6 protein-coding genes, 2 rRNA genes, 1 pseudogene and 1 other annotated feature are annotated in these 13,034 nt (G+C 41.5%); of the genes and pseudogenes, 1 reads left to right on the top strand and 8 read right to left on the bottom strand.

Annotated elements, in window-relative coordinates; genetic code table 11:
- Nucleotides 1-31: 31 nt before the first annotated feature.
- The 3 genes and pseudogenes from serS to pdxS all read right to left on the bottom strand — a co-directional run bounded on the left by serS (nucleotide 32) and on the right by pdxS (nucleotide 3,105).
- Nucleotides 32-1,312: a serine--tRNA ligase gene (gene serS, locus LBYS11_RS00120; protein ID WP_103117223.1), complete on the bottom strand. Its 1,281-nt coding sequence runs from the start codon at nucleotides 1,310-1,312 to the stop codon at nucleotides 32-34.
- Nucleotides 1,313-1,387: 75 nt separating this feature from the next.
- Nucleotides 1,388-1,607 (bottom strand) — a binding site (T-box leader).
- A gap of 49 nt (nucleotides 1,608-1,656) precedes the next feature.
- Nucleotides 1,657-2,219 (bottom strand): annotated as a pseudogene (pdxT, locus tag LBYS11_RS00115) (pyridoxal 5'-phosphate synthase glutaminase subunit PdxT).
- Between the two features lies 1 nt (nucleotide 2,220).
- Nucleotides 2,221-3,105, bottom strand: coding sequence for a pyridoxal 5'-phosphate synthase lyase subunit PdxS (gene pdxS / locus LBYS11_RS00110; protein WP_103117222.1), 885 nt, complete (start codon nucleotides 3,103-3,105; stop codon nucleotides 2,221-2,223).
- Between the two features lie 102 nt (nucleotides 3,106-3,207).
- Between pdxS and LBYS11_RS00105 the strand changes: the two genes are divergently transcribed.
- Nucleotides 3,208-4,626: a MocR-like pyridoxine biosynthesis transcription factor PdxR gene (locus LBYS11_RS00105; protein WP_103117221.1), complete on the top strand. Its 1,419-nt coding sequence runs from the start codon at nucleotides 3,208-3,210 to the stop codon at nucleotides 4,624-4,626.
- Nucleotides 4,627-4,641: 15 nt separating this feature from the next.
- Here LBYS11_RS00105 and asnB read toward each other — a convergent pair whose 3' ends face one another.
- From asnB to LBYS11_RS00080, 5 genes are all read right to left on the bottom strand, one after another.
- Nucleotides 4,642-6,480 carry an asparagine synthase (glutamine-hydrolyzing) gene (gene asnB / locus LBYS11_RS00100; protein WP_103117220.1) on the bottom strand — a complete coding sequence of 613 codons (1,839 nt, stop codon included), beginning with the start codon at nucleotides 6,478-6,480 and terminating at the stop codon, nucleotides 4,642-4,644.
- Between the two features lie 99 nt (nucleotides 6,481-6,579).
- Nucleotides 6,580-7,911, bottom strand: coding sequence for a D-alanyl-D-alanine carboxypeptidase family protein (locus tag LBYS11_RS00095; RefSeq protein ID WP_081010913.1), 1,332 nt, complete (start codon nucleotides 7,909-7,911; stop codon nucleotides 6,580-6,582).
- A gap of 141 nt (nucleotides 7,912-8,052) precedes the next feature.
- On the bottom strand, nucleotides 8,053-9,516 hold the full coding sequence (guaB, locus tag LBYS11_RS00090; RefSeq protein ID WP_004233999.1) for an IMP dehydrogenase: 1,464 nt from the start codon (nucleotides 9,514-9,516) through the stop codon (nucleotides 8,053-8,055).
- 271 nt (nucleotides 9,517-9,787) lie between these two features.
- Nucleotides 9,788-9,903: ribosomal RNA gene (rrf, locus tag LBYS11_RS00085) — 5S ribosomal RNA — on the bottom strand.
- 70 nt (nucleotides 9,904-9,973) lie between these two features.
- Nucleotides 9,974-12,901: ribosomal RNA gene (locus LBYS11_RS00080) — 23S ribosomal RNA — on the bottom strand.
- Nucleotides 12,902-13,034: the final 133 nt, after the last annotated feature.

Here is a 13,034-nt window from a genome sequence, read left to right as displayed (position 1 = left end):
AGGAATTGTCTAAAATAGCTTTATCTGTTGTTTATTTTGGTGCGATTACTTCTTTACCGCCCATATAAGGTCTTAAAACTTCAGGAATTACTACGCTGCCATCAGCTTGTTGGTAGTTTTCTAGAAGAGCAGCAACTGTACGGCCAATGGCAAGACCTGAGCCGTTTAATGTATGCACATATTCTGGTTTTGCATTTGGCTCACGACGGAAGCGGATATTTGCTCGTCGTGCCTGGAAATCCTCAAAGTTAGAGCAAGAAGAAATTTCACGGTACATGTTTTGTGCAGGAATCCAAACTTCTAAATCATATTTTTTCGCTGCAGTAAAACCTAAATCAGCTGTACACATTTTTAACTTACGATATGGTAAGCCTAGTAATTGTAATACTTTTTCTGCATGACTTGTTAGTAGCTCTAATTGTTCGTATGACTCCTCTGGTTTTACAAAACGTACTAATTCTACTTTATTGAACTGGTGTTGACGAATTAAACCACGTGTATCACGACCTGCAGATCCCGCTTCTGAACGGAAGCAAGCACTATACGCTGCAAAGCCTTGTGGTAAAGCTTCAGCCGGTAAAATCTCATCTCGGTAGAAGTTCGTTACTGGTACTTCTGCAGTTGGAATCATAAAATAATCTGTTTCCTCTAATTTGAATACATCTTCCTCAAATTTCGGAAGTTGCCCTGTACCTGTTAGGCTATCTCGATTAACAATGACAGGTGGTAGCATTTCCTCGTAACCATGCTCCTCTGCATGTAAATCCATCATGAATGTCATTAATGCTCGTTCTAAACGAGCACCAAGACCACGGTAGAATAAGAAACGGCTACCTGTTACTTTCGCGCCACGTTCAAAGTCTACAATTTTTAAATCCGTAGCAAGGTCCCAGTGTGCTTTAATATCAAAATCAAATGTCGGAATTTCACCCCACGTATATTCTTCAACATTGTCGTCCTCTGTTGTGCCTACTGGTACAGATTCATGTGGGATGTTTGGTAAACGCATCATCATATCTTTAAAGCGTTCTTCAACATTATTTAATTGTACATCTAATTCTTTAATTTCATCGCCAACCTGACGCATACGAGCAATGACTTCATCAGCATTTTCTTTGTTGCGTTTCATAACTGAGATTTGTTCAGATACTTTATTGCGTTCTGCTTTTAATTCTTCTGTTTTGGCAATCAATTCACGACGTTTTGCATCTAAGTCTTCAAAGTCATCTAAGTTTCCCAAGTCTTCATTACGTGTTAATAACATCTCTTTAATTTCCGTGAAATTCTCACGGACACGTTTAATATCTAACATCTTCATACCTCCAATAGTTTCTTCATGATGGAAAATCGTTGCAGCGAAATGAACACAAAAAAGCCCTCATCCCTAAAAAGGGACGAGAGCTACCCGCGTTGCCACCCTAATTGACTAGACATATTTCTGCCTAATCCACTTATTTCATAACGGCATTTCAGCCGGCTACAGCCTACTTCATTCACTTCGACTGTGCAACTCCAGGACGGATTCACAAGTGCTTTTATCAGCTTCCACCAACCGCTGACTCTCTAAAAAAAACGTGCTTGCTACTACTTCCCATCATCGTGTTCAGTTATTTAAAATTTAACCATACTGTACTATATGAAAACAAATTTTGCAAGTCATACCATAGAGGTTACAAAATATTCAAGAATTCGTGTATCCTCTGTTAATTCGGGATGAAACGAACAACCCAATAAATGGCCATCTTGTGCCAAGATTATTTTCCCTTCATGTTGTGCAAGAATTTCTACACCTTTACCTACCGCTTCAATATGAGGTGCACGAATAAATACTGCTGGAATCCCAACACCTACTTTAGGAATATCTAGTTGTACTTCGAAGCTATCCACCTGACGTCCATATGAGTTTCTTGCTACAGTCACGTCCATCACAGCCAAATGTTGTTCATCTTCAATTAGATCCTTGGCTAATAAATTAATCCCGCACATGTACCAAGCATCGGTAATCCTTGCTGTGCAAGTCCACGAATTGACTCTAGCAGATCAAATCGATCCAGCAATTTTCTCATTGTTGTGCTTTCTCCACCTGGTAACACAAGTCCATCTAGGTTTCCTAAATCCTTTCTTTGTTTTACTTGAATTGCTTCACAACCAAGAGCTTCTAACATTTGTATATGCTCACGAACTGCTCCTTGTAATGCTAATACACCAATTCGCTTCATGCTACCAACCTCGCTCTTGCATACGCTCGTTGTGTCCAAGCTGTGCAATATCAATCCCCTTCATTGGCACTCCGAGATCTTTTGATATTTCCGCAATAAGCTTATAGTCTTTGTAATGAGTAGTCGCCTCTACAATGGCACGTGCAAATTTTTCAGGGTTCTCAGATTTAAAAATACCTGAACCAACGAAAACGCCATCAGCTCCAAGTTCCATCATTAAGGCTGCATCAGCAGGCGTTGCCACTCCTCCTGCTGCGAAGTTTACTACTGGTAAACGACCAAGACGTTTAATTTCTCTTAATAACTCGAAAGGAGCTCCTAGTAATTTCGCCTCTGTCATTACTTCATCCTCTGTCATTCCTACGACTTTACGAACCTGTGCATTTACTTTACGAATATGGCGAACGGCCTCCACAATATTCCCTGTACCTGGTTCACCTTTAGTTCGTAACATCGAGGCACCTTCCCCGATACGACGGGCTGCTTCCCCTAAATCGCGACAGCCACACACAAACGGTACTGTGTATTCACTTTTTAATAAATGGTACTCTTCATCTGCTGGTGTTAAAACTTCACTTTCATCAATATAATCAACACCCATTGCTTCTAAGACACGTGCTTCAACAATATGACCAATACGTGCTTTGGCCATCACAGGAATAGTTACAGCCCCCATCACTTCCTCAACAATACGAGGATCGGCCATGCGTGCAACGCCACCTGCTTTCCGAATATCTGACGGTACTCTTTCTAATGCCATAACTGCTACAGCACCTGCAGCTTCTGCAATTTTTGCTTGCTCTGCATTAATGACATCCATAATGACGCCGCCTTTTTGCATTTCTGCCATTCCACGCTTTACTAGCTCTGTACCTGTTTGTTTCATTTTCTAACCTCCACCTTTATGATGAAGTTTAGTATAATAGAAATTGACCATATCAAAATATCCAGTTTTTAAAATATTTATAGGGTCAGGAGGTTCCAGATCATGGATATGCTTTTATTCCAGCTTGAAAGAGATAGTGATAAACCGCTTTATGATCAGCTTTATAACGGTATTAAAGAAGCTATTATTTCTAAAAAAATAACTGTAGGAGAAAAACTGCCTTCAAAAAGAAAATTAGCTGATTTTTTAAACATTTCCCAAACAACAATTGAAATTGCCTATGCTCAGCTTTTAGCTGAAGGCTATATTATGTCCAAATCACGTATTGGCTATTTTGTAGAAGAAATAGATGAACTGCCCTACATTCAACAAGATACTGTGGCGTCCATTAATGAACATCCTAAGAAAAAGTCTTACAAAATCGATTTTAATCCAGGATCTATTGATATCGATGCTTTTCCATTTCAAACATGGAGAAAGTATGCAAAAGAGCTTTTTGACGATACCTCAAAGGAGCTATTATTAACAGGGGAACCACAGGGTGAACTGTCTTTACGCACAGAGATTGCTAATTATTTATATCAATCCCGTGGTGTTGTATGCCACCCTGAACAAATTGTTATTGGTTCAGGGACGGAGCAGCTCCTCCCTATGATTCTCCGTCTTTTTAGTGAGGACACCAGCTTTGCATTAGAAAACCCAGGATACCCTGCCGTCCATCGAATGTTTTCGCAGCATAAACGAAAAGTTTATCCAATTGCAGTTGATGAAGAGGGCATAATTATTCATGATCTTGAAGAAACAAATGCTAATGTTGTGTATATTACACCCTCACATCAATTCCCAACTGGGGCTGTATTATCTGCTACAAGACGAGCACAAGCTTTAAATTGGGCGGCACAAAGCACCTCTCGTTATATTATTGAGGATGATTATGATTCGGAATTTCGTTATGCTGGAAAACCAATTCCTGCCCTACACGCATTAGATCGAAACGATAAAGTTATTTACATGAGTACTTTTACTAAATCTTTAATGCCATCCTTGCGAGTAGCTTATTTTGTACTTCCACCTAAACTACTTGCTACTTATAACGATGTCTTTAATTATTACTCATCAACGGTGCCTCGTTTTGATCAGCATATTGTGGCAAATTTTATGGGTGATGGGCATTTTGCAAAGCATCTCAATCGTATGCGTAAAATTTATCGTAAAAAACATGATAAACTAACTTCTATTTTAGAAAAATATTCATCATCCATTAACATTACTGGTGAACAAGCGGGTATGCATATTTTATTAGAGGTTCAACACACATTTTCAGAAAAACAATTACAACAGCTCGCCTCTCAAGCAGAAATCGGTATTTATCCATTATCAGCCTATAGACTAGATCATTATGAATCTTCACAAGCTCAATTTTTATTAGGTTTTGGAGGGATTCCCGTACAATCAATCGAATCATCCATTGAGCAGTTGATGGATTGCTGGAGTATACAAAAAAATGACCCATCTACGTAGATGGGTCGTTTTATATTAAGTCTCAATTAATTGAATTTGATAATGCTCAAACCAAGTATGAATTTGCCCTAGATAAGCTAAAAGCTGGGGACCTGCCATTAATTGCCCATACCACGGAACCTGAAAAGAGCTACCTCCCGATTCAATTAACTCCGCAAGCTTTTGTCGTTCAAATAGTTCATGCAAAATTGAATTTTTATCATGTAGAATTTCCTTCAACCATTTTTGCACTCCTGCTGTATAGACAGGATGATATGTTTTTGGATAAGGATTTTTTTTACGATATAACACTTCATTCGGCAATAGATGTGCCATTGATTTTCGAAGTAATCCTTTTTCTATTCCATCTAAATTCTTCATTTCCCACGGAATATTCCAGGCATATTCTACAAGCCGATGATCTGCAAAAGGGACACGTACCTCTAAACTTGCCCCCATACTCATACGATCCTTCCGCTCTAATAATGTTTGCATGAACCATAGCATATTTAAGTAGGACATTTCACGATGCTTTGCCTCTGCTAGACCTTCTCCATCTAGCAAAGGAACTTCAGCTATTGTTTGTAAATATAGTTGTTGTGCATAGGCTTCAATTTTTAATTTTTTGTTCCACTTCTCTTGGAGTAATGCACTTCTTGCAGACAATGAACGGATCCAAGGGAAACCAGTAGTCCTATCTTTAAACCATGGATAACCACCAAAAATTTCATCTGCACACTCTCCTGATAGCGCTACAGTAAATTCCCTTTTTATTTCACGACAAAACCATAATAACGAAGAATCTACATCTGCCATACCTGGGGAATCACGAACAATGACCGATTCCACTAATAAATCAATTAACTGTTGCTGAGTGATTTCCTCTGCGTGGTGAGCTGTCTTGAAAGTTTCTGTCATTTTTTGAATCCAGTACGTATCCGTGGAGGTCTGGAAAGAATGTGGGTTAAAGAAGCGCTCATTATCTTCATAATCAATAGAATACGTATGCAATTGATGGTTTTGCTGTTGGAATCTATTTGCTGCAATGCCTGTAATAATACTGGAATCTAGTCCTCCTGAAAGAAACGTACAAATGGGTACATCCGAAACTAGCTGACGTTCTATAGCATCCGTTAACAAAAAACCAACATGTTCAATTGTTTCTCCTAATGTTTCTTCATGTCTACAGCTTTGTAGTTGCCAATACGGCCACTTTCTTAAACCTTCTTCTCTAGAGAATCGCATAGCATAGCCAGGTCGTAATTCTTCAATATTTTGAAAAAGGGTTTTACCTGGCGCTCTAGAAGGTCCTACAGCCATCATACTTGCCAACCCTTCAACATTTACACATGCTTGAACCGTAGGGTGTGCTAGCAGAGCCTTCACTTCAGATGCAAAAAGTACACCTTCTTGTTGCTCTGTATAATACAAGGGTTTTACGCCTAGTCGGTCTCGACACAAAAATAAAGACTGTGTTTGCTCATCCCAAATACCGAAGGCAAAAATACCATTTAGAAATTCTACACACTGCTCTTTCCATTCAATATAGGCAGTTAATAGTACTTCAGTATCCGATTGTGTTGTAAAGCTGTGCCCTCTTTTTTGAAGTTCCTTACGTAGCTCCTCTGTATTATAAAGTTCGCCATTATATGTAATGACATAGTTCAAACCATCATGGATTTTTTTCATTGGCTGTTTGCCACCGATTAAATCAATAACAGCCAACCGTCGATGGCCAAATGCAATATGCTCACTACACCAAATATTTTCATCATCTGGCCCTCTCTTATTTAATGTTTGCGTCATCGATTTTAATATTGTGTCACTTGTTCTTAAGTCCTTTTGAAAACTAGCCCAGCCTGTAATGCCACACATTTAGCCACATCCTTTCGCCTATTAGCGTATGCTATAGCATGTAAAAATGTGAAAAAGCACATGAATGCTTAAGTGCATTCATGTGCTCGTATTTAAATATTAAAACAATCCACCAACAAAGTCTGTAATGCCTCCCCATAAATTACCGAAGAAGTTACCTACACCTTGGAAGAACAATGAGATACCGCTAGCACGCTCTACAGCCTCTGTTGTGACAACATCGGATGAAATATCCTTGCCATCGATAAAGCCGTAATCTGTGCCTTCTGTGCGTTCAATAACGACCTTTCCTACAACAGTGCCTTTTTTAACGTCTGCCTCTAAACTCTTTTTATCTAAAACCAATGTAGGTTTATATAAGTCTTTATCAGAAGACTTAATCATAAATGAAATTGGTTCTTTTACTGCAATCGATACTTTGTCTTCTTTACCTTTTGTCACTTTAACTGTTTTTTGATCTTTGAATGTATAGTTCCCTGGTAAAATTTCTTGCTTTGAGAATTGTGAAAAGCCGTAGTTAAATAATTTCGCTGTGGCATCAAAGCGAGCTTCATAGGACCCTTGTCCATTTGCATCAACAGCTTTCATTACAACTGCAATCAAACGAGTACCATTGCGCTCTGCAGTACCTGTGAAGCAGTGACCTGCAAAGTTTGTTGTACCTGTCTTTAATCCATCTACACCTTGATATTCATACACTAACCCCGGTAACATAAAGTTCCAGTTAGACATTTTAATTGCATCTTCTGTTCCTTCACGGAATGTCTTTTTTGCAATTTTAGATGTTTCTAATACCTTTGGGTGATCTTTTAATAAATGATATGCTAATTTTGCTACAGATTTTGCAGGCATCACATTCTCATCTTCTGGGCCTGTGCCTGATGGATGCATACCAAATAAATCAGCATTATTAAGACCAGTAGAATTGACAAATTTATAGCCCTCTAAACCAAGTTCTTCTGCTTTTTTATTCATTAACTTTAAAAATTCAGTTTCAGAACCTGCGATCGTTTCAGCAATAGCTACGGTTGCTGCATTTGCTGAATAGATTGCCATTGCCTCATATAACTCACGAATCGTATAAGAGCCATCTCTACGTAAAGGTACATTACTTAATGCACGATTTTGAGACATACGATACGTATAATCTGTTACGTGATATTCTTGATCCCATTTAACTTTCCCTGCATCAATCGCGTCCAATAACAGGTATTCAGTCATCATCTTTGTCATACTTGCAATACCTAGTGAAGTATCTGCATTTTGTTCAAATAAAATTTTCCCTGAATCTGCATCAATTAAAATCGCAGCATCCACTGTTAATCCTAAATCTGTTTCCGCATTTGCCTTTGCAGGAATACCTGCAAAAATACTAAATAATAAAACAGGAATTAGGAGTAAGCGTAATACGGTGTTCATTTTCTTTTTCACCTTTAAAGCCCTCCAAAAAATAATCTTGTCCTCGACATTTTATCATAGATAACAACAAACGTGTTGACTCTCTACCATAAAAAAATGCTCTCGCGCCATCTTTGTAGACGATGCGAAAGCATAAAAGTTGCAAGTAATATATTACATGGAATAGTTTGGTGATTCTTTTGTAATCTGTACATCATGTGGATGTGATTCACGAAGACCAGCACCTGTCATTCTAACAAATTGTGCATTCTCGCGTAGGTGCTCCAGATGTGGAGCTCCACAATAACCCATTCCAGCGCGAATACCACCAATCAGTTGGTAGATTGTATCAGCTAATGGTCCTTTATAAGGAAGACGGCCTTCAATACCTTCAGGTACTAATTTTTTTGCATCCTCTTGGAAGTAACGATCTTTAGAACCTTTTTCCATTGCGCCGATAGAACCCATACCACGATAAACTTTAAAGCGACGGCCTTGGAAGATTTCTGTTTCTCCAGGAGATTCAGATGTACCTGCTAGAAGAGAACCAAGCATTACAACGTTGCCTCCAGCTGCTAGAGCTTTTACGATATCACCAGAGTATTTAATACCACCATCAGCAATTATTGTTTTACCTAGCTCACGAGCTACTGTAGCACAATCATATACTGCTGTAATTTGTGGTACACCTACACCTGCTACAACACGTGTAGTACAAATAGAACCAGGACCGATACCTACTTTAACAACATCTGCTCCTGCTTCAAATAATGCACGTGCGCCTTCTCCTGTAGCAACATTACCAGCGATGATTTCTAGCTCAGGGTAAGTCTCACGGATTGAGCGAATTGTTTGTAATACGCCTTCTGAATGACCATGGGCCGTATCGATTACAACAATGTCAACTTGTGCTTCAACAAGCTTCTCAATACGTACCATCGTATCTTTTGATACACCAACTGCCGCGCCTACTAATAAACGGCCATGTGTATCTTTCGCAGCATTCGGGAATTCAATCACTTTCTCGATATCCTTAATTGTAATTAGTCCAGTTAATCTACCTTCTTCATCTACAATTGGAAGCTTTTCGATTTTATATTGTTGAAGAATTTTTTCAGCATCCTCTAAAGTCGTTCCCACTGGTGCTGTAATCAAATCTTCTTTCGTCATTACATCTTCAATTTTTAAAGAGTAGTCAGAGATAAAACGTAAATCACGGTTTGTAATAATCCCTACTAGCTTTTGATTTTCCATACTATCAACAATAGGAACACCAGAGATTCGGTATTTACCCATTAGATGCTCAGCATCGAAAACTTGATGTGTCGGAGTTAAGAAGAATGGGTTTGTAATAACACCATTTTCAGAACGTTTTACTTTTTCTACTTGTTCAGCTTGCTCATCAATCCCCATGTTTTTATGGATAATACCGATACCGCCTTGACGTGCCATAGCAATCGCCATTTTAGACTCTGTAACTGTATCCATACCTGCGCTGACCATTGGGATGTTTAATTTAATCTTTGGTGTTAATTGAACAGATAAATCAACATCTTTCGGTAGTACTTCGGAATGAGCTGGTACTAATAATACATCATCAAAAGTTAAACCTTCTTTGGCAAATTTAGTCTCCCACATTTTCGTAACTTCCTCCTATAGTTAAAAGAATATTAATTGTAAGATTAACAACGTGGACTGCTACTGTCAAGGAACTTATAAAAGAAAGACAATTCAGATTTTTAACAAATAACAATTAAGATAAACAATACAAATAATTAACTACATTTTCAAGGCATTTATTTGCATTTTTTAAATTCAGAAAACACTTTTGAACAATCTCTTTAGTAGAGTTAAAAGTTATCAAAAGAGAAAGTAAAAAAACAGCCAGCATACAGCTGACTGTTTTATTGCCTAGCGACGTCCTACTCTCACAGGGGGAAGCCCCCAACTACCATCGGCGCTAAAGAGCTTAACTTCCGTGTTCGGTATGGGAACGGGTGTGACCTCTTTGCCATCATCACTAGACTTTGTATTTAATTGAAAGATTTATTCTTTCAAAACTGAATAAACGGCGCATTGAATGTTTCAAACTTTTTTGGTTAAGTCCTCGATCGATTAGTATTCGTCAGCTCCATGTGTCACCACACTTCCACCTCGAACCTATCTACCTCATCGTCTTTGAGGGATCTTACTTACTTGCGTAATGGGAAATCTCATCTTGAGGGGGGCTTCATGCTTAGATGCTTTCAGCACTTATCCCGTCCACACATAGCTACCCAGCGATGCCTTTGGCAAGACAACTGGTACACCAGCGGTGTGTCCATCCCGGTCCTCTCGTACTAAGGACAGCTCCTCTCAAATTTCCTACGCCCACGACGGATAGGGACCGAACTGTCTCACGACGTTCTGAACCCAGCTCGCGTACCGCTTTAATGGGCGAACAGCCCAACCCTTGGGACCGACTACAGCCCCAGGATGCGATGAGCCGACATCGAGGTGCCAAACCTCCCCGTCGATGTGGACTCTTGGGGGAGATAAGCCTGTTATCCCCGGGGTAGCTTTTATCCGTTGAGCGATGGCCCTTCCATGCGGAACCACCGGATCACTAAGCCCGTCTTTCGACCCTGCTCGACTTGTAGGTCTCGCAGTCAAGCTCCCTTGTGCCTTTACACTCTACGAATGATTTCCAACCATTCTGAGGGAACCTTTGGGCGCCTCCGTTACCTTTTAGGAGGCGACCGCCCCAGTCAAACTGTCCGCCTGACACTGTCTCCTGCCCCGCTAAGGGGCATGGGTTAGAATTTCAATACAACCAGGGTAGTATCCCACCGACGCCTCCTTCGAAGCTGGCGCTCCGAGATCTCTGGCTCCTACCTATCCTGTACAAGTTGTACCAAAATTCAATATCAGGCTACAGTAAAGCTCCACGGGGTCTTTCCGTCCTGTCGCGGGTAACCTGCATCTTCACAGGTACTATAATTTCACCGAGTCTCTCGTTGAGACAGTGCCCAGATCGTTACGCCTTTCGTGCGGGTCGGAACTTACCCGACAAGGAATTTCGCTACCTTAGGACCGTTATAGTTACGGCCGCCGTTTACTGGGGCTTCAATTCGCAGCTTCGCTTGCGCTAACCACTCCTCTTAACCTTCCAGCACCGGGCAGGCGTCAGCCCCTATACGTCACCTTACGGTTTTGCAGAGACCTGTGTTTTTGCTAAACAGTCGCCTGGGCCTATTCACTGCGGCTCTCATGCGCTTGCACGCTCAAGAGCACCCCTTCTCCCGAAGTTACGGGGTCATTTTGCCGAGTTCCTTAACGAGAGTTCTCTCGCACACCTTAGGATTCTCTCCTCGACTACCTGTGTCGGTTTGCGGTACGGGCACCTCTCACCTCGATAGAGGCTTTTCTTGGCAGTGTGAAATCAGGAACTTCGTCCATACGGACTCGCCATCACAGCTCAACGTTACAGTGTGCGGATTTGCCTACACACACGCCTTACTGCTTGGACGCGCACAACCAACGGCGCGCTTACCCTATCCTACTGCGTCCCCCCATTTCTCAAACGGTGAGGAGGTGGTACAGGAATATCAACCTGTTGTCCATCGCCTACGCCTATCGGCCTCGGCTTAGGTCCCGACTAACCCTGAGCGGACGAGCCTTCCTCAGGAAACCTTAGTCATACGGTGGACGGGATTCTCACCCGTCTTTCGCTACTCATACCGGCATTCTCACTTCTAAGCGCTCCACCAGTCCTTCCGATCTGACTTCAACGCACTTAGAACGCTCTCCTACCACTGACATCGTAGATGTCAATCCACAGCTTCGGTGAATCGTTTAGCCCCGATACATTTTCGGCGCAGCGTCACTCGACCAGTGAGCTATTACGCACTCTTTAAATGATGGCTGCTTCTAAGCCAACATCCTGGTTGTCTGTGCAACGCCACATCCTTTTCCACTTAACGATTACTTTGGGACCTTAGCTGGTGGTCTGGGCTGTTTCCCTTTTGACTACGGATCTTATCACTCGCAGTCTGACTCCCGTGTATAAATATCTGGCATTCGGAGTTTGTCTGAATTCGGTAAACCGGGATGGCCCCCTAGTCCAAACAGTGCTCTACCTCCAGTATTCTCATCACGAGGCTAGCCCTAAAGCTATTTCGGAGAGAACCAGCTATCTCCAAGTTCGATTGGAATTTCTCCGCTACCCACACCTCATCCCCGCACTTTTCAACGTGCGTGGGTTCGGGCCTCCAGTAAGTGTTACCTCACCTTCACCCTGGACATGGGTAGATCACCTGGTTTCGGGTCTACGACCACGTACTATTTCGCCCTATTCAGACTCGCTTTCGCTGCGGCTCCGCCTTCTAAAGCTTAACCTTGCACGTAATCGTAACTCGCCGGTTCATTCTACAAAAGGCACGCTATCACCCATTAACGGGCTCTAACTACTTGTAGGCACACGGTTTCAGGATCTCTTTCACTCCCCTTCCGGGGTGCTTTTCACCTTTCCCTCACGGTACTGGTTCACTATCGGTCACTAGGTAGTATTTAGCCTTGGGAGATGGTCCTCCCGGATTCCGACGGAATTTCACGTGTTCCGCCGTACTCAGGATCCACTCAGGAGAGAACGAACTTTCGACTACAGGGCTTTTACCTGCTCTGGCGGACCTTTCCAAGTCGCTTCATCTAACTCGCTCTTTTGTAACTCCGTATAGAGTGTCCTACAACCCCAAGAGGCAAGCCTCTTGGTTTGGGCTCTTCCCGTTTCGCTCGCCGCTACTCAGGGAATCGATTTTTCTTTCTCTTCCTCCAGGTACTTAGATGTTTCAGTTCCCTGGGTCTGCCTTCAAGACGCTATGTATTCACGTCAAGATACTACGCGATTAAACGTAGTGGGTTCCCCCATTCGGAAATCTCCGGATCAAAGCTCACTTACAGCTCCCCGAAGCATATCGGTGTTAGTGCCGTCCTTCTTCGGCTCCTAGTGCCAAGGCATTCGCCGTGCGCCCTTAATAACTTAACCAAGTTATTAAGCCTATAAAAAACTTAAAAAATAAATGTGTTTGTTACAATTTCAATGTCGTTTTATCCAGTTTTCAAAGAACAAGTTTTGAAGTGTTTCATTCAGATAGAATGAACCTTCAAAACTGAACGCA

Origin of the sequence: Lysinibacillus sp. YS11, assembly GCF_002896375.1 — a bacterium.
Taxonomy (GTDB): Bacteria; Bacillota; Bacilli; order Bacillales_A; family Planococcaceae; genus Lysinibacillus; species Lysinibacillus capsici.
This window is presented reverse-complemented; position numbering and strand designations above follow the sequence as displayed.

Coding starts and splice junctions, on each gene's coding strand:
- asnB (WP_103117220.1), bottom strand. CDS start 6,480: ATGTGTGGCATTACAGGCTGGGCTAGTTTTCAAAAGGACTTAAGAACA.
- guaB (WP_004233999.1), bottom strand. CDS start 9,516: ATGTGGGAGACTAAATTTGCCAAAGAAGGTTTAACTTTTGATGATGTA.
- serS (WP_103117223.1), bottom strand. CDS start 1,312: ATGTTAGATATTAAACGTGTCCGTGAGAATTTCACGGAAATTAAAGAG.
- LBYS11_RS00105 (WP_103117221.1), top strand. CDS start 3,208: ATGGATATGCTTTTATTCCAGCTTGAAAGAGATAGTGATAAACCGCTT.
- pdxS (WP_103117222.1), bottom strand. CDS start 3,105: ATGAAACAAACAGGTACAGAGCTAGTAAAGCGTGGAATGGCAGAAATG.